Origin of the sequence: Micromonospora sp. NPDC005205 (genome assembly GCF_040608275.1) — a bacterium.
Lineage (GTDB): Bacteria > Actinomycetota > Actinomycetes > Mycobacteriales > Micromonosporaceae > Micromonospora.
Window position 1 is genome coordinate 215,635 of record NZ_JBEXHV010000013.1, and the last position, 16,956, is coordinate 232,590.

General features: G+C 69.9%; 17 protein-coding genes. 10 read left to right on the forward strand and 7 right to left on the reverse strand.

Annotated elements, in window-relative coordinates; genetic code table 11:
- Positions 1-5 precede the first annotated feature (5 nt).
- Positions 6-1,535, forward strand: coding sequence for a plastocyanin/azurin family copper-binding protein (locus ABZU43_RS23470; protein WP_355008617.1), 1,530 nt, complete (start codon positions 6-8; stop codon positions 1,533-1,535).
- Positions 1,536-1,567: 32 nt separating this feature from the next.
- Positions 1,568-2,545: a hypothetical protein gene (locus tag ABZU43_RS23475; RefSeq protein ID WP_355008618.1), complete on the forward strand. Its 978-nt coding sequence runs from the start codon at positions 1,568-1,570 to the stop codon at positions 2,543-2,545.
- Positions 2,546-2,711: 166 nt separating this feature from the next.
- Here the strand turns inward: ABZU43_RS23475 and ABZU43_RS23480 are convergent, their stop codons facing one another.
- Together ABZU43_RS23480 and ABZU43_RS23485 are read right to left on the reverse strand one after the other, a co-directional pair.
- Entirely contained in the window at positions 2,712-3,290 is a 579-nt protein-coding gene (locus ABZU43_RS23480) for an HD domain-containing protein (protein ID WP_355008619.1), read from the reverse strand.
- A complete protein-coding gene (locus ABZU43_RS23485) occupies positions 3,287-4,414 on the reverse strand; it encodes a helix-turn-helix transcriptional regulator (protein ID WP_355008620.1) in 1,128 nt (375 codons plus the stop codon). Before ABZU43_RS23485 ends, ABZU43_RS23480 begins: the two co-directional genes overlap by 4 nt.
- Positions 4,415-4,820: 406 nt before the next feature.
- Between ABZU43_RS23485 and ABZU43_RS23490 the strand changes: the two genes are divergently transcribed.
- Genes ABZU43_RS23490 through ABZU43_RS23500 form a run of 3 tightly spaced genes read left to right on the forward strand, consistent with a single transcriptional unit; the run spans position 4,821 to position 5,385 of the window.
- The gene (locus ABZU43_RS23490) at positions 4,821-5,000 is read left to right on the forward strand and encodes a hypothetical protein (protein WP_355008621.1); all 180 of its coding nucleotides are present in this window, start codon (positions 4,821-4,823) and stop codon (positions 4,998-5,000) included.
- Positions 4,997-5,215, forward strand: a complete 219-nt coding sequence (locus ABZU43_RS23495; RefSeq protein WP_355008622.1) for a hypothetical protein — start codon at positions 4,997-4,999, stop codon at positions 5,213-5,215. Before ABZU43_RS23490 ends, ABZU43_RS23495 begins: the two co-directional genes overlap by 4 nt.
- On the forward strand, positions 5,212-5,385 hold the full coding sequence (locus ABZU43_RS23500; protein ID WP_355008623.1) for a hypothetical protein: 174 nt from the start codon (positions 5,212-5,214) through the stop codon (positions 5,383-5,385). The genes ABZU43_RS23495 and ABZU43_RS23500 overlap by 4 nt, the downstream gene beginning before the upstream one ends.
- Before the next feature lie 137 nt (positions 5,386-5,522).
- On the opposite strand, the gene ABZU43_RS23505 is transcribed toward ABZU43_RS23500, so the two are convergent.
- On the reverse strand, positions 5,523-6,659 hold the full coding sequence (locus ABZU43_RS23505; protein WP_355008624.1) for a DUF1996 domain-containing protein: 1,137 nt from the start codon (positions 6,657-6,659) through the stop codon (positions 5,523-5,525).
- Positions 6,660-6,888: 229 nt separating this feature from the next.
- The gene (locus ABZU43_RS23510; protein ID WP_355008625.1) at positions 6,889-7,413 is read right to left on the reverse strand and encodes a hypothetical protein; all 525 of its coding nucleotides are present in this window, start codon (positions 7,411-7,413) and stop codon (positions 6,889-6,891) included.
- Positions 7,414-7,607: 194 nt separating this feature from the next.
- On the opposite strand from ABZU43_RS23510, the gene ABZU43_RS23515 reads away from it, so the two are divergent.
- The 3 genes from ABZU43_RS23515 to ABZU43_RS23525 all read left to right on the forward strand — a co-directional run bounded on the left by ABZU43_RS23515 (position 7,608) and on the right by ABZU43_RS23525 (position 9,881).
- Positions 7,608-8,876 (forward strand): Ig-like domain-containing protein, encoded by a 1,269-nt coding sequence (locus tag ABZU43_RS23515; protein ID WP_355008626.1) that lies wholly within the window; start codon positions 7,608-7,610, stop codon positions 8,874-8,876.
- Positions 8,877-8,933: 57 nt separating this feature from the next.
- The gene (locus ABZU43_RS23520; protein WP_355008627.1) at positions 8,934-9,386 is read left to right on the forward strand and encodes a hypothetical protein; all 453 of its coding nucleotides are present in this window, start codon (positions 8,934-8,936) and stop codon (positions 9,384-9,386) included.
- 111 nt (positions 9,387-9,497) lie between these two features.
- Complete coding sequence (locus tag ABZU43_RS23525; protein WP_355008628.1) at positions 9,498-9,881, forward strand: MerR family transcriptional regulator; 384 nt, start codon at positions 9,498-9,500, stop codon at positions 9,879-9,881.
- A 96-nt stretch (positions 9,882-9,977) separates the two neighbouring features.
- On the opposite strand, the gene ABZU43_RS23530 is transcribed toward ABZU43_RS23525, so the two are convergent.
- Positions 9,978-11,087: an ROK family protein gene (locus ABZU43_RS23530; RefSeq protein WP_355008629.1), complete on the reverse strand. Its 1,110-nt coding sequence runs from the start codon at positions 11,085-11,087 to the stop codon at positions 9,978-9,980.
- Positions 11,088-11,128: 41 nt separating this feature from the next.
- Between ABZU43_RS23530 and ABZU43_RS23535 the strand changes: the two genes are divergently transcribed.
- Positions 11,129-12,349, forward strand: a complete 1,221-nt coding sequence (locus tag ABZU43_RS23535; RefSeq protein WP_355008630.1) for an MFS transporter — start codon at positions 11,129-11,131, stop codon at positions 12,347-12,349.
- 60 nt (positions 12,350-12,409) lie between these two features.
- Here ABZU43_RS23535 and ABZU43_RS23540 read toward each other — a convergent pair whose 3' ends face one another.
- Positions 12,410-13,738 (reverse strand): alpha/beta hydrolase, encoded by a 1,329-nt coding sequence (locus tag ABZU43_RS23540; protein ID WP_355008631.1) that lies wholly within the window; start codon positions 13,736-13,738, stop codon positions 12,410-12,412.
- A gap of 86 nt (positions 13,739-13,824) precedes the next feature.
- Positions 13,825-15,201 carry a serine hydrolase domain-containing protein gene (locus ABZU43_RS23545; protein ID WP_355008632.1) on the reverse strand — a complete coding sequence of 459 codons (1,377 nt, stop codon included), beginning with the start codon at positions 15,199-15,201 and terminating at the stop codon, positions 13,825-13,827.
- 237 nt (positions 15,202-15,438) lie between these two features.
- Here ABZU43_RS23545 and ABZU43_RS23550 point away from each other — a divergent pair, with 237 nt between their 5' ends.
- Positions 15,439-16,815, forward strand: coding sequence for an FAD-dependent monooxygenase (locus tag ABZU43_RS23550; protein WP_355008633.1), 1,377 nt, complete (start codon positions 15,439-15,441; stop codon positions 16,813-16,815).
- Positions 16,816-16,956 lie beyond the last annotated feature (141 nt).

Consider the following 16,956-nt stretch of genomic DNA (forward strand, 5'->3'; position numbering starts at 1 on the left):
TGACGATGACCCGACGACTGACGGCCGCGCTGGCGGCGTTCCTGCTCACGGTGATCCCGTTGGCAGTGACGCCCGCCTCCGCCGCCCCGCGCGTCGCCGCCGACCAGGTGTTGACCTGGACCGCCGACGACAGCATCACCCGATACAAGTCCGCGCCCACCACGGCGGTGGCCGGAGCGACCACGATCATCTGGGAGAACAGCGCGGCCACCGGCAACACCACCGGGATGCCGCACACCCTGACCTTCGACACCAGCACCGAGGGCTACAACCACGACGTCACAGTCAACATCCTGGCCAGTCCGTTCGACGCCAACGACGGCCGCCACCAGGCGACAGTGACGCTGACCCCCGGCCGGTACCGGTACTTCTGCTCGATCCCCGGCCACAGCTCGATGGTCGGTGAACTGGTGGTCACCGACGGCGGTGGCGGTGGCGACACCACCGCGCCGACAGTGACCGCCGCGGTCTCCGGCGACCAGGACCAGGACGGCAACTACCTCGGCTCGGCCACTGTGACAGTGACGGCCACCGACGCCGACTCGGGGGTCCAGACCGTCGAGTACCAGGTCGACGACACCAGCTTCCTGCCGTACACCGAGCCGGTGCGGGTGACCGCGATCGGCGACCACGCGGTGCAGTTCCGCGCCACCGACCAGGCCGGCAACACCAGCGCCGTCGGCTCGGTGGCGTTCCGGATCGTCGAGCCGGGGGAGGAGGACACCACAGCACCGGTGGTCACGGCCGCGCTGGCCGGCGACCGCGACGGCGACGGCAACTACATCGGTACGGCCACCGCCACGCTGACCGCCACCGACAGCGGATCCGGTGTCGCCACCATCGAGTACGCCCTGGACGGGGCGGCCTTCACCGCGTACGCGAACCCGATCGTGGTGAACACGGCCGGGATGCACATGCTGCACTACCGGGCCACCGACGTCGCCGGGAACACCTCGGCGGAGCAGATGTCCCACTTCACCGTCGTCGAGCCGCAGGCCGAGGACACGACTCCACCCACCGTCGCCGCCACGGTGGCCGGTGACCGGAACGACGACGGCGGGTACGTGGGCGGCGCGACCGTCACCGTCACGGCCACCGACACCGAGTCGGGCGTGGCGAAGATCGAGTACGCGCTCGACACCGGGGGCTGGACGGCGTACGCCGCTCCGGTCGCCGTCCGCGCACCCGGCGCGCACACAGTGCGCTACCGGGCGACCGACACGGCGGGGAACTCCTCCACCGAGCAGTCGACGTCATTCACGGTGGTGGCCGACAGCACCGACAGCTGCCCCGACTCGGACACCCGGGCAACTGTGGTCATCGACGGTGGCGACACCGGCGTGCCCAACGTGGACACCGGCGACGGCTGCACCATCAACGATCTGATCGACGAACACGCCGACTACCCCGGCCACGCCGAATTCGTCCGACACGTCGAAGCGGTCACTGCCGCGCTCGTGACCGGCGGCACGCTCGACCGGCGGCAGCAGGGCGCCATCGTCCGGGCCGCGGCCCGATCGGACGTCGGCGCATGAGTCCTCGAACCTCACCGACAGGGAGTACCACGATGCCCGGACGTACCGTCGCCAAGCTCGCCACCGTGAGCGCCGTCATCGCGGCCTCGGTGCTGGCCGTGGCGCCCACCGCACACGCCGACCTGGTCACCCACTGCATCGGCACCGGCGGCGCGGTGACCGTGCCCAACGACCTGCTCGTGCCCGCCGGCGAGTCCTGCGCGCTCACCGGCACCACGATCACCGGCAACGTCACCGTCGCGGCCGGCGGCAACCTGGTGGTGACCGGTGGCCGGGTCAGCGGTGAGGTACGCGTCGCCGCCGACGGGTACCTCGACGCGACCGAGACGACAGTCGACGGCCAGGTGGTGCTCGCCGCCGGGGGATACGGCATCTTCCTCAAGGACGCCCGCACCGGCACCGTCACCGTACGGCCGAAGGGCTCCACGACCATCGACAGCTTCCTGTTCGCCGAGGCGTCGACGGTCACCGGGCACGTCAACGTCGGCGCCGGCGAGGTCCGGCTCGACCAGGGCACCCAGGTGCAGCGCAACCTCAGCAGCACCGGCACCTACTACACCGACGTGCACGACTCGTTCGTCGACGGCACGCTGTCGGTGCTCAACAGCGCCACCGGCAGCGTGGTGTGTGGCAGCGCCGTCCAGGGCCGGGCCACCTTCGCCGGCAACCTGGGCGGGGTGCAGCTCGGCCCGAACGGTGCCCTCGACAGCTGCGCCTCCGGTGGCTACTGGGGTGCTGACGTCAGCATCACCAGCACCACCGGCGGTGTCACCGTGGACGACAACATCATCAACGGGCAGTTGACCGTCACCGGCAATGACCCGGTCGCCCAGGTGGCCGCCAACAACCGGATCCGCGGTGGCGTGACCGGTGACCAGGCGGCCACGACCACCAACCGGGCGGCGCGGGTGGCCGCTCCGGACCGCGAGGAGGCCGGCGACCAGCGAGCCGAGGTCCGCCGTTCCTCGGCGGTGCAGGAGGCCACCGAGGCGGGCGCAGCGAAGCTCTAGCTGTTCGACGTGACGGCGGCCGGTCACCCGTCAGGTGATCGGCCGCCGCCGTCGTGGAAAATGTTCACCAGCCATGACTAGCGCCGGTCCAGGTCGAAGCGTGTCTCGTCCAGTTCAAATGCATATGCCCGGCACCGTGACCAATACAACGCCAAGTGTTGAAGGCTTACTGCTGCGGCGGGGGAGTGAGCCAGGCGAGGGGTTGTCCGGTGAGGGCGGCGTCGGCGAGGCGGTGGGCGCTGGCAGTCTTCAATGCTGCTCGTGAACTGTCGATCCAGCGCTGCACGTTGTCGATGCCTTGGTGGCGGTACTCGACGGCTTGGACGAGACATTCCAGCTTGTCCGCGTCGCGGGCGACGACAGCTTCCAGTGTCTCGCCGGCTTCGTATTCGGCCACGGCGGTAGTGATGACGTCGGCGACGACCGGTGGGCAGGCGGCGACCTGGTCGGCGGTGACGGCGGTGTTGGGTACGGCGGTGAGATACCGCTTGGCGATGTGGGGAATGTCGGTGATTCGGGTTTCCTGGGTGTCGTGCAGGGTGCAGAGCATTGACACTCGGGCTGGGTCGGCGCCCTCCATGGCGGCGAGCATCATTCCGATGAGCGCCGTTCGGAAGGAGTGCTCGGCGATGGACTCGGGTTGCTTGACGCCGGCGAACCACCAGCCGGTGCGGGCGGCGCGTTTGAGGACGCCGGCTTCGAAGATGAAGTTCATCGCGCCGGCGGCGTCGTGGTCGTCGGTCATCTGCCCGTCCCTGTGCCGGTGAGTCCGTCCGCCCACAGGCGGTAGACGATAGAGGTTAGTTCCTTCCGTGACTGCGCGGAGATCCGGTCACTGTCCAGCAGCGGAACGCTGCGGTCGAGGAGCGCCCGAGTCATGGCGAGGTTGTCGAGAGCGAGACCGCGTCGTGCGGCCAGCAGAGCCCAGACGTTGTGGATGTTGAGGTCGACGAAGGGATGCCCCGGATCGAGACGGTGGACCAGGTGCTGAAGAAGGATTGAGCCATGCCAGTCAGCGGAGGCTTTGGGCATGAACGAGTCGTCGCGATGGCGGTACGGGATCTCGCCCACCCAGTAGGCCGAGTAGTTGAGGGCCGCTCGCTCACAGGCGTCGTCGGGATGTGCGCGAGCGATGAAGTCCCGTAACGGCTCCGGGTCGCCCTGGTTGGCGACGGACGTGACGACGGAGCGGGCATCAGGCCACAGCGGTGACCAGGTGCGAAAGGTGGTCGTGCGGTTTGTTCGGGCGGTGGTCTGGGTGAGCCAACCTGCTGCTGCCTTGGTGGGGTCCATCCCGGCAAGGAAGCATGCTTGCCGGTGTAGTAGCACGTTTCGATGCCGTCCGGCTGCGGCGCGATCGGCGAGCACGTGAAGGTGAGCGAAGAAAGCACGTTGCTCGTCGACGGGCAGGGTCGGCCCCGACGCGACTGGACCCCGGCGAGGGTGGGTGATGGGTAGCCCTCTGGCGAAGGTCGGTGTCTGCCCAAGGACGGCCCAGAGGATCAAGTCGGTCAGACGGTGGGTGAGGACGGACCAGCCCAGCGGATGTTCGGCGAGGTCGCAGCGGTCCACGTGTTCGTTGAGGACGGCGGCGAGGATGAGATCCGCCTCGGCGGCGTCGTCGAGTGCTGCGAGCAGGAGGGTGTTCGCACCGAGCCGTCCGAGCCGGCGTTGGGCGGCGATCGCCTGCCCGAGCGGTACCGCGGTGAACGGCCGGCGTCCGGATTCCCAGCTCTGCACGGTCACGCGATCGACGTCCAGGTCGACGGCGAGTTGCTCCTGCGTGAGCGGGATGGACTCCCGGATCAGCTTGAACAGGTAGCCGGTCACCGCGCCGCGATGTGGTGCTGATCGTCCGCGACCTGCCATCCGTCACCCCCTACGTCGACCCGTGGTCGACGTTCCGCCCCGAAACCAAAGCTGCGGCAGCCCATCTGGCCTGCTCACGCGTACCGCGGGTGAGTCCAACCGTTGTCGTCGTGATCGTAGCGTCGCAGTTACCGAACGTTCCAGATCCGGTCCCGTCGTTTCGGGATCGGCCGTGAAGTGCTGCCCGGTGGAGGGAGCCAGCGATGCGGGACAGGACACCACCATGGCGACGAGTGACATACGACCAGTACCTGATCGCCGTCGCGATGACCCTGGCACGGCGACACCGCCCGGCGTGGTCGTGGCCGAAGTGGAGGTGGATTTGCCGCTGCGGGGCGTCACTGCCCTGTCGTAGCCGACACCGGATCCCAATCAACCGGACGCACTGGCCCGCCGAGGAGGAGCAGTGAGCGGCGAAGCGGAGCAGCGGATCCTGGTCGCGCATATGCCGGGCAACAGCCGACTGTGTAACGGCTGCCGGGCGTGGTGGGCGCTGCTCACGCCGTACCCGTGCTGGCAGGCGGGCTGGGCGACCAGCCGGCAGGCCCGGTCGATGACGGCGGCGCTGCTCGGAGGCCACGCATGACCACGCACGGCCCGGTGCTGCCGATCTGGAGCTGCGGCGGCTGCGATGCGCCCTGGCCCTGCCGCACCCGGCAGCGCGAGCTACACGCCGAGTTCGACGACGCGCCGATCTCCCTGGCCATCTACCTGGGTGCCCAGCTGGTGCGGGCGTCCGAGGACCTGACCTGGGTGCCGGCGGGCGCGCTGCACAGACGCTTCCTCGGCTGGCTTCGGTGAGCATCCTGCGACGCGGTGACGAGAAGTTCCACTACAGCGACGGCTCCCACAAGTGGATCCCACCGGACCCGTACTACGACCAGGAGGTCTGGAACGAGCAGGTCCGCCAGCACAAGCACGGCCACCTCAGGAACGAGCGTCCCAAGGCCCGCATCCAGCGCCTCGTCTGATGCCCGGCCTCCGAACAGGCGAGGTATCCGGTCTTCGATTCCGCCCGGTGGCTGAGCCGTCCACCGGAGACCTCGTTACGTCTCGACCTGAGCTGGCCCGCGACGATCCGTGGGCCAGCTCAGATCGGCCGATCGCTCTAGAAATTGCCGGCCGAGTTGCACTTGACGCCCTGGTCGAGGCAGTTGCGCACCCGTGCGGCGAGCGCCTCGTCCTTCCACGCGTTGAAGAAGTCCGCGTGCATGGAGAACGACGTGCCGGACGCGAGGGTGATGCCGTCCGTGTTCGCGCTCAACGGGTACGAGATCACGAAGGACACCGACGGGACGGGCACCGGGTGGCTCTTCGGGCACGCCCCGGTGTGGTCCCCGTTGGCCATGTGCGCCTTGTGGTCGGGGCTGTCCAGGTGCTTGCCGTCCCAGCAGTCCGGGAAGGTGATCTGCCGGACGATGTTCGCGGTCTTGGCGCAGACCGGGAACGTCTTGTCGGCGCTGCGGCCGATCTCGCCGCCGATGCCGGCGCACCAGAAGTGGTTGCCCTGCTTGTCCGGGGTGTCGACCTGGGTCTTGGCGTTACCCGTGATCATTCGCAGGCCGAACGGGAAGGGCTGGGTCCTGCTCGGGTCCTTCAGGCGGGAACCGTAGTAGACGGTCACCTCCTTCGGGTCTACGACCTTGCCGTTCTGGTACATGGTCGGCACCCAGTAGGCGGACTGGTCGTCCGGCGAGTTGCAGGTGGTCGCCTTGGACGCCCGCAGCGATTCGGCTGTCGAGTTGGCGTCGGTCGACTTGTTGCCCCAGAAGGTGTGGTTGTGCGAGCCACCGACCAGCTTCGGCAGCACGATCGGGTCGTCGCTGTTGTGGTGGCTGGTCGTACAGCCGACGTTGAATTCGGGCACCTTGACCGGGTTGCCGGTCACCGGCTTGGGTTTGCGCGCGAAGAACGCCTTCGTCGCGGCGGCCTGCGCGCCAGCGTCGATGGTGATCCAGCCGCCGGATGCGGTGGGCGGGGCGGCGCTGGTCGCCGGCGTTCCGGGCTTGCCCGGCGCGGACGGGATGGCCGAGGTGCCCGGGGCGCTCGGCGTGGCCGACGGGTCGCCCGGGGCGGTGGCCGTCGGCGCGTCCGGGCCGGACGAGCCGATGCCGGTGTCGCTGGACGGGCCGGATGCGCCGGGGGTTCCCGGCGCCTCCTTGCATCCGCCGGCCAGCGCCAGGCTCACCAGCAGCAGGGCGGTGACGGAACGACGGTGTCGAGGGGTGGAACGGAGATTTATCAACGGGGGCGCACCTTTCTTCCGAGAGGGAAGAATACGAGTGGACCCCCTGCCCGCTTCCAGTTGGAACGATTAATTCTCCCTTAAATAGCGCTCAGCGATTGCCTGGTCTGCTTTGTGGAGTCGCCGTGATGTCGGCTCGATCTCAATTCTCTGATTCTCTCCAAAAACCGTAATCGGCGGCAGCGGCGGCACTCTGCTTACCTGCCGGCTTTCCCGGCCGCCGTCCCGCTCAACACTTGTCGCGTGCCTTGCGCAGGAAGGTCTCCCGCGACACGACCTTCGTTGACCTGCTTCCGTGCGACACCAACACCTGGTCCGGGCCGATCCGTGGCAGGTCCGCGAGGGTGAAGTCCACCGAGCGGGCCTCGCGGCGGCTTGACCCGTCGAGGGTGTAGGTGACACCGGCCCGAAATTCGGTGAGCAACTCGACGTCCACGTCGGAATCAGGGCGGTCGACAGCGTCGGCGACCTCCCAGCCCTCCGGCGGCTGACCCAACAGCGCCACCTCCACGACCTCGCTGGCGGGCGGGCCGCCGATGCTCCATCTGATCAGGGTCCGTTTGCCCGGATCACCCTGATGGTCGTTCTCGAACGCACGCATATTGGCGTCAAGGCCGTCGCAGGTGACCAGTACGCCGATCGGTTGGCCGTCCTGAACGGCGAGAGCGACAATCGGTTCCTCCGCCGGTGAGCAGGCGGTCAGGAGGAGGAGGGGGAGCGGGATCAGAATCCATGGACGTCGTCTTCCGCGCATGTCGCCAGCCTTCCAGCACAGCATCACGCTTCGATGCCCCGAGGATCACGAAAGGGGGAGTGACCGACGGACCCGGGCCGTGCGCGGTGCCGAACCTTGCCACCTTCGTTGGGTGATTTCCGGAAACAGCGCGGGGCGCCCTCCACGCGGAGAGAATTGCCGCCACGGAGTACACGGAAGCCGGGGGACGTTCGATGGTTTTACGGAGGCGCGTGGCGCTCGTCGCGGTGGCCGTCGCGGCGACACCGCTGGTCCTCGGTGGGTGCACCACCGAGCGAAAGGCCGCCGTACGTCCCGCCGAGCAGGTGGTGCCCTCGCCCGAACTGACCGTCACGCCGGCCGATCTCTCCCGGAACGTGCCGCTCAGCGCCGAGGTGGTTCCGCTCGTCACGGGTGGAAAGATCACCGCCGTGCGCATCGTCGACGAGGCGGGCACGGCGGTCGGGGCGCAGCCGCGCGAGGACGGCTCGGCCTGGGTGCCGACCGCCCCGTTGCGCCCGCAGCACACGTACACCGCGTCGGTGACCGCCACCGGCGACTCCGGGCGGACCACCACCCGCACCAGCAGCTTCACCACCGCGGCGGCGTCGACGAAGCCGCAGGTGAGCAGCACGCTGTACTTCGCCGACAAGCAGACGTACGGCACCGCGATGCCGGTGACCATCGGTTTCGATCCGCCCATCGCCAGGTCCGCCCGCGCCGACGTGCAACGTCGTTTGTTCGTCACCACGAGCCCGCCGCAGCCGGGTGCCTGGTCCTGGGTGGACGACGGCAGCCAGGTCTACTACCGCGCTCCCGACTTCTGGCGACCCGGCACGACGATCAGTGTCCGGGCGGGCCTGACGGGTCTGCCGATCGGGAAGAGCCACGTCGGTGACGCCGACCGCACCGCGACGTCCCGGATCGGACGGCAGGTGTCGCTCGAAGTCGACAACGCCACCAAGCAGATGCGCGTGCTACGGGACGGCAAGCTGATCCGCAGGATCCCGGTCAGCCTGGGCAAGCGCAGCACCCCGACGTCCAGCGGCAAGATGGTGATCATGGAGAAGCACCAGTACACCACGTTCGACACGCGCGGCGAGCCGAACGGCGGCTACGTGGTGAACGTCGAGGACGCGCAACGGCTCACCTGGGGCGGCGAGTTCATCCACGGGGCACCCTGGTCGGTGTCGGATCAGGGACACCGCAACGTCTCGCACGGCTGCACGAACATCTCGGCGGCCAACGCCGACTGGTTGATGGGCGTCACCCGGGTCGGTGACCTGGTCACCTTCACCGGCACCGAGGTCCGGCTCCAGTCGGGCAACGGCTGGACGGCCTGGAACACCAGTTGGGGCCAGTTCGTCAAGGGCAGCGCGCTGCCCGTACCCGCGGATCTGCGACCGGCCCCGGCGTCGACGCCGCCCGCCCGTGCGGTCGCCGGCGGCGTGCCGACGCCGGGGCCGTCCGCCTCCGGAGGCTGAACCACCGGGCACCCGGCGGGCTCTCGCCGCTGGCGCGGCAGCCCTACCCTCCGGGCCATGACGTACGAGCCGACAATGGTTCCCGGCCCGAGGCCCAACCGGACGCTTCGTACGGTCCTGATCGTCGTCGGCGCCCTACTGGCGATGTGCTGCGTCATCGGCACCTGCGTCGGCCTCTGGCTCTACCGCTCGGTCAAGGACACCGTCGAACCGGTCCGGGGGGCCGCGACGGCGTACCTCGACGACGTGCAGGCCGGCAACTACGCGGGCGCGTACGGGCGGCTGTGCGACCGGGTGCGCGACACCATGCCGCAGGAGGACTTCGCCCGGATCCAGAGCGCGCAGTTGACGATCAGCAGTTACGAGATCACCGGCGTGAACGTCAACAACTACAACGGGCGGGTCACCGGGACCGTTCAGGTCGAGGCGGTCCAGGCGGCCACCGGCGCGAGGTTCACGCAGGGGGTGGCGCTGGTCAAGGAGGACGGCGAGTGGCGCGTCTGCCAGTGAGACACCGCACCGTCGCCGCGCAGAAATCGGTGCGCGAGCTACGGTGAACCTGACGCTCACGTGAGGAAGAAGGCTGTGTGGCTGACGCCACCGGCTCGGAGGGAGGGGTCGATGCGGATCGGGGAACTCGCCACGAAGACCGGGGTGTCGGTACGAGCCCTGCGCTACTACGAGGAGCAGGGCCTCCTGACTGCCGCACGGAGCAGTGGCGGTCAGCGCCACTACCTCGACGACGCGATGGACCGGGTGTATCTGATCCAGATGCTGTACGCCGCCGGCCTGTCCAGCCGAACCATTCTGGACCTGTTGCCCTGCGTCGAGGCGAAGGTCAACACACCGCAGTCGCGGGCCCTGCTCCGTGCCGAACGCGACCGCATCGATCGGCAGATCACCCAACTCCGGCAGGCGCGCAAGCGGCTCGACGAGGTCATCGCGGACAGCGAGAGCCCAGCCAGCGGATGCACTCATACGGGCACCGACGCCGTGGTGGCGTAGCGACGCGGCGAGGCCCGGTCGTCGCCGCCCGCCGCGATCTGACCTCAGGGCGATCGGTGGCAGCTCAGCAGGGCGTCGCTTGGCGTGTCGAGCTGCTCAGCCGCCGACGATCACGGAATGGGCCAGCTCGGGGATGCCGTAGTGCTGGTCGAGGACCTGCATGGCGGCGCCCGCGGCGATCACGTCCGCGCCGAGACTGGACAGGGCCACCCTGGTGCTGAGCCAGTCCGCGCGCCGGGCGTCCACCCCGACGGCCTCGGTGACCGCCGCGAGATAGGTCTGCGGATGCCGCAGGAGGTCCGCGCCGGTCAGCACCACGTGGGCGAGGTCGAGGGTCTGGAGCAGGTTGACGACGCCGACGGCCAGCACGCGGGCGGCGTGTGCGATGTCGCCGGCCTCGACGGCGCGGTGGTGCACGATCTCCAGGCACCCGTGCCGGCCACAAACGCAGAGGGGCCCGGTCAGGTCGACGACAGTGTGGCCGAACTCGCCCGCGTTGGTGTGTGCTCCCCGGTGGGCCGCGCCGCCCAGCCAGAAGCCTCCGCCGATGCCCGACTCGACCATGATGAGGGCCGCGTCGCCGAACGTCGCGCCGTGCCGCCAGGCCTCCGCCGTGATCCCCGCGGTGACGTCCTTGTCCAGGTGGACGGGGAGACCGAGGTGTTTCTCGGCGATCTCGCGCAGCGGTACGTCGTGCCAGTGCCGCAGGCCGTGGGCGTCCCGGACCAGGCCGTTGGCGTGGTCGAGTGGGCCGATCATGCCGATGCCCAGCCCGGTGAGCCGGCCCCGCAGGTCGCCGGTGCCGGCCATCGTGTCGATGCCGGCGCTCAGGGCGTCGAGGAGTTGCTCCGGGGTGAAGTCGCGGGGCAGCGGGCTGACCGCCGAGTGGTGCACGGTGCCGGCCAGGTCGACCAGGACGAGCCGCAGCGTGCGTCGGGCCACGTGGGCGCCGATCGCGTACCGGCTGTCCGGGACGAGTTCGTAGACGACAGCGGGCTTGCCGATGCCTGGACGTCGGACGCCGGCGGGGCGGATCAGGCCGTCAGCGGTCAGCCGGGCGATGACCTTGGAGACCGCCTGCGGTGTCAGGCCGGTGGCCTCGACCACCGTCGCGCGCTCGAACGTGCGAGCCGTGCGCCCCACCGCCATCACGAGAGCCTGGTTGTAGCCGCGGAGGAACGTGACGTCGGCAGTGACGCGAGTCATCTCACCACCCTATTACGCAACGCTGTTGCTAAATTTTTTCGGTGATCGAGTTGAGTAGAGGTCGACGGCTGGCGGCGCTTGCCGCTCTGGCACTGGGCGGCGTCGCGGTCGGCCTGACCGAGTTCGTGGCGATGGGGCTGCTGCCCGACATCGCCCGCGGTCTGCTCCCGCACGAGTACGCGCGGTCGTCGTCGGACGCCGTCGCCCAGGCGGGCTGGATGATCACCGCGTACGCGCTCGGTGTGGTCGTCGGCGCGCCGCTGATCGCCGCGTTGAGCGCGCGCCTGCCCCGCAAGAAGCTCGTCCTCGGGCTGCTCGTGATGTTCGCCGTCGGCACTGTCGCGTCCGCGCTCGCCCCCACCTTCGACCTGGTGCTGGTGGCCCGGTTCGTGGCGGCGCTGCCGCACGGCGCGTACTTCGGTGCGGCCGGTCTGCTCGCGGCGACCCTGATGGGCCCCGGTAACGAGGCCCGTGGTTTCGCCACAGTGCTCGGCGGTCTGACAGTGAGCAACCTGGTCGGCGTACCCCTCATCACGCGGCTCGGGCAGACGGTCGACTGGCGGGTCGCGTACCTGGTCATCGCCGGTTTCTTTCTGCTCACCCTGCTGGCGGTGCTGGCGGTCGTTCCGGAGGTCGCCGCGGCGGTCGACGGCTCGCCGGCCGCCGAGCTGCGGGCGCTGCGGACCTCGCAGGTCTGGTTGGTCGCCGCGACCGGCGCTGTCGGATTCGCCGGCTTCTTCGCGGTGAACACCTACATCGCACCGGTCACCACCGACGTCGCCGGTCTCTCCGCCGCGACGGTGCCGTGGACGTTGGTCGCGGTGGGTCTGGGGATGACCGTCGGCAACGCCCTGGGCGGCTGGTTGGCGGACCGCGACCTCCAGCGGAGCATGGTCATCGGTTTCGTGGCGATGATCGTGAGCATCGCCGTGTTCAGCCTCGTGGCGTCGACGAGCGTGGGCCTGTTCGTGGGCGCGTTCCTGGTCGGTGCGACCAGCCTGTATCTCGGTCCGGTCCTGCAGGCACTTCTGATCACCGTCGCCCCGGGAGCGCAACTGATGGGCGCGGCGGTCAACCAGTCGGCCATGAACATCGCGAACAGCCTGGGCGCCGCACTGGGCAGCGTCGCCATCGCCGCCGGATTCGGCTACCTCGCGCCGGCCCGGGTGGGTGTCGTTCTGGCGGTCGTCGGGTTGATCCTGGGGCTGGTCGGCTTCGCCGTCGGGCGACGAGTGCGCGAGCGGGTCCCGGCGACCGTTTGACGAGTGCGGGTCCCGGCCACCGTTTCGACCTGAGGTGGCCGGGCCGTCCGCGAGGTGCGCTCAGAAGTCGTCCACGCTGACCGTCACCCGGTCGGTGCTCGATCTCCAGTTGGGCACGTTGATCACCTCGTGGCCGCCGCCGCGTTGGCCCACGGTGATGCGTACCAGGCCGAGGTGTGCCGGCGTCGCCGGGATGAAGACGTCCATGCCGGTGATGAAGGTCTGGCTGAAGAACTCCGGCAGCGGGGCCGACAGGTCGGTGACGCCGTCGCTGCCGTCGTCGAAGGCGAAGATGCCGATCGTCCGCTTGGCGCGTGGTGTGTTCGCCGCGTTCAGGACGTCCCTGCCGTTGATCCAGAGGTGGTCGCCGGCGTCGCCCTGGTCGCCCCACCACTCCTTCTGCCGTTGGATCGTGAGCGCCGTGTGCCGGTCGCTGGTCTCGACCAGGCCGCTGAGGCCCTCGCCCGGCTCGCTGGTCGCCAGGCGCAGGAACGAGTCCGAGCGGAGGAACGGCTGGAAGTAGAAGTGGTGCGTCGCGGCGCCCGGGCGCACGATGGCGAACTCGTAGCGTGCCGTGGCGAGCACCGGGAGGGGGCCGAACGAGCCGTCGACGCCGAGCGACAGCCGATGCGCGGGCCGGTGTGACAGTCGGCCGCCGGTCAGTGGGCTGACCGGGTAGACCTCGACTGTCGCACCGGTGACACCGACGTTGCTCGGGAAGAGCACGGCGCGGCCGGAGACCCGGGCAGCGCCGAAGAGTTGCGGCACGATCCGCGTCGTGGGGGGCGCGTGGCCCCGGAGGAAGCCGAAGATCTCGGTGAACGACTCCGCCGACGACACGGTCTGCGTGTGCGACTGGTCCGGCAGGTGCACGTTCGTCGCGCCGACGACGGCGCGGGCCGGGTCACCCTCGCCCCAGATGGCGAGCGTGGGCACACCACCCGGCGGGGAGGTCGCGGTGCGCCCGTCCAGGTTGACGTAGTGCGCGACCCGGACGGCGCGCTCCGGCGAGCTGTTGAGGTAGCCCTGCGAGACGAAGGTGCCCAGTGAGTGCGCGACGAGGTCGACCCGGTCCGCGCCGGTGGCCGCCAGCAGGCGGGAGATCCGTGCGTCGAGTCCCGCGTAAACCTGGGGCAGGATCGTCGCGATGTTCGGGGAGTCGTACTCGTGGGCTTCGATGATGTCGATCGGGTACCCGTTGCTGGCCAGCCGTTTGGCCTGGGTCTCGAACTGCGCCGCTGATCCCGCGCTGCCGTGCACGAAGATCACTGGACGGTGTGTCGGTGTGGCGGCAGCTTCGGCGGCGCGTGGCACGGCGACGGCGGACAGACTGGCCGCGAGGGCGACCCCGGCCACCACGGAGAGCAGGCTCCGGCGAGATGTGTGCATCGATCCTCCACCAGGACGGACGAAGTATTTGCACTACTAGCGCAAGTATCGTGTCAGGGTGGGGCGCGATGGTCCACACCTTCCGGTCAGTTGACCTTCGTGGCGAGCAGGTCGCCGACAGCGGCGCGGACCGGGTCCGGGTTCGACCAGCTCCAGTTGGGGTGCGCGCGGTTGGTGAGCAGCGCCAGGACGAGTTTGCGGTCGGGCGCGACCAGGAGCGAGGGGCCGGCGAATCCGGTGTGGCCGAAGGTCCGGGCCGAGGCGAGCCCGCCCATGAACCAGCTCTGGTTGAGCACGACGCCGAGGCCGTGCGCCGAGGTCCGGTTGGGGCGCTCGGGGTCGATGGCGGGTTTGCCGGCGTTGTGGTTGGTGAGCATCCGGCGCACCGTCGCCGCGGCGAGGATCCGTTTGCCCTGGTGGGCGCCCTCGTTGAGGAGCAACTGACCGATGGCCGCGAGATCGGTCGCGGAGGCGAAGATGCCGGCGTGACCGGCGATGCCACCCAGGTGGTTGGCGACGTCGTCGTGGACGACGCCACGGAGCAGCCCCCGGGACGAGCGGGCATCGGTCGCGACCAGTCGGCTGGCCTTCGCGGCGGCCGACAGCCAGCTGTTCGGGTTGAAGCCGGTGTCGCGCAGACCGAGCGGGCCGGTCAGGTTGGTCTTGAGCGCCTGGTCGAGCCGCTGGCCGGTGACCTTCTCGACGATCTTGCCGGCGACCATGAGCCCGACGCTGGAATAGCGGAACGTCTTCCCCGGCACCGCGCCGGACACCAGCGGCGTGCCGAGCACGGCGTTCCAGCGGGCCGCGTTGTCGGGCAGGCCGGTGACCGTGGCGCCGACGGGAAGACCGCTGGTGTGGGTGAGCAGCATCTCGACGGTGATCTGCTCCTTGCCCGCGCCGGTGAAGGCGGGCAGGTAGTCACGCACCGGAGCGCCGAGGTCGACGCGGCCCTTGTCGACCTGCTGCAACAGCAGGATGGCCGTGTACACCTTGGTGACCGAGGCGAGGTCGAAGATGGAGTCCCGGCGCATCGCGACGCGCTGGTTCGCCGCCAGCAGCTTCGGGCCCGCCGAGTACCGCAGTGCCTCACCGACCGCGGTGTGCACAGTCACCTTCCCGCCCAACACGACGAGAGCGACGGCACCGGGAAAACCCTTGTGTTGCACTGTCTGTGAGGTCGCGGGCAGGTGTCGCCGGAGCAGGGTGGTCACGTCCTGGGCGTAGGGGGCCTGACGCACCGGCGGGTTGCCGCCGACCGGCGCGTCCGGTGCCCTGAGCGGCGGCCCGGCGTCACCCGCCGCTCCGAATCCGACCCGGCTGCCGGTGGCGCCCTTCGCGGTCGCCGCGTCGCCAGGGCCGGCCGAGCCGGTGTCCGGCGCGCCGGTGGCACCGCAACCGGTGAGGGCGGAGGTCGCGGCGGCAAGGCCGGCCCCGAGCAGAGTTCGACGTGCGACGGACATGCCGGAGATCGTGACAGCCGGCCGGAGGACGCGCCACCGGACCCGTCCGAACGTCGGACCCGTCCGGCCCATCGGTCAACAGGCGGTCATCTGGCGGACACAGCCGGTTGCCGTTCAGGCGGTTGTGCGACGATCGGCGGGCACTACGTCGAACGACCGTCCACCGGTCTGTCCGCGCACGGTCGCTGACAGCAACCGGGGAGGGCACGCCCCCCGTTACCCCCCTTGGAGAGCACCATGTCCCTCTCCCCGTCCCGGGTCTTCGCGGAACTGAACGCGCCGCGACCCCCTGACCAGCTGACCCCGACGATGGGCACGGCCGTTGTGGTCGGCGGCAGTGTCGCCGGTCTACTGGCCGCCCGGGTGCTGTCCGACCACGCCGACACCGTCGTCATCATCGACCGGGACGACCCGCAGGTGACCGGCGCGCGGCCCGGCGTACCCCAGGGGACACAGCTGCACGCGCTGCTGCCCGGCGGCCTCTTCCAACTGGAGCGCCTGTTCCCTGGATTCCGCGACGACGCACTGGCGCGCGGAGCGGTCGAGGCGCCGCCCGAGGCCCGGCGCAACTACCTCGACGGGCGTCTGAAGGTCGTCGTCCCCGACGACGCCGACAGTCTGGCGGGCAGTCGACCGCTGCTGGAGGGCCTGATCCGCCAGCAGGTGCTCCGGTTGCCCAACGTCAAGACGATCACCGCCCGCGCCACCGGCCTCGTGTTCGACGGCACCGCGGTCACCGGGGTCCGCTCCGAGGTCGATGGGGTGCCCGGTGTCGAACGCGCCGACCTCGTGGTCGACGCCATGGGGCGGTCCAGCCGACTCTCGGACTGGCTGGAGCAGGCCGACTGGGACCGGCCGGTCACCCGGCGGATGACAGTGCACCTCAACTACGCGACCGCCCTGTTCCGCCGCCCGGAGGTCACCCCGGCCTCGACTGTCGTCCTGGCCCTGAACACGCCGAAATCGGGGATGGACGTGGCCGGGGCCGCGTTCTTCGCCATCGAGGACGGCCGGTGGATGGCCATGATGGCCGGTTACGGCAACGACCGCCCGGGGCGTACCGCGGATGACTTCGTCCGCCGCCTGCGCGAGCAGTTCCCACCGGAGTTCGGCGAGGTCGCCGACCAGGAGATGATCGGCGACGTCCAGACCTACCACCATGCCGACAGTCGACGACGGGACTTCCACGCGCTCAAGCGGTTCCCGGCCGGCCTGATCAGCGTCGGCGACGCCGTCGCGTCGTTCAACCCCGTGTACGGGCAGGGCATGACGGCGGCGGCCCTGCACGCGGCCTGCCTGTCGACGTACCTTCGGTCCGGCCCGGATCTGCGGGCGCCCGCGCGCCACTACCTCGCGCTCCAGAAGGTCGTGGTGGACGCCGCCTGGTCGCTCTCCACCTCGGCGGACCTGGCGTTGCCCCACGTCGACGGGCCCTACCCGCGCGGCTACCGGTTCTCCCGCTGGGCCAGCAGCCAGGTCATCGCGGCGACCGTCACGGACGTGGCGACCGCGCGGCGGTTCAACGACGTCGTCTCCATGCGCGAACACCCGCACTCCCTGGCCCGCCCCGGCGTGCTCCTGGGCGCCCTACGCGCCAATCGGCGCGCACGCTAGGGCCCGTTTCATAAGGGCGGTCGAGCCGAGGCGGAGTCCGGCGGCGATCCGGCAAGGCGCGGTTGCGTCCGGATACCGGTATTGTATACGGACGCAACCGCAAGGCCGCCCGTCGTCGTCCGGGGCTGCCGCCGGGCGGCC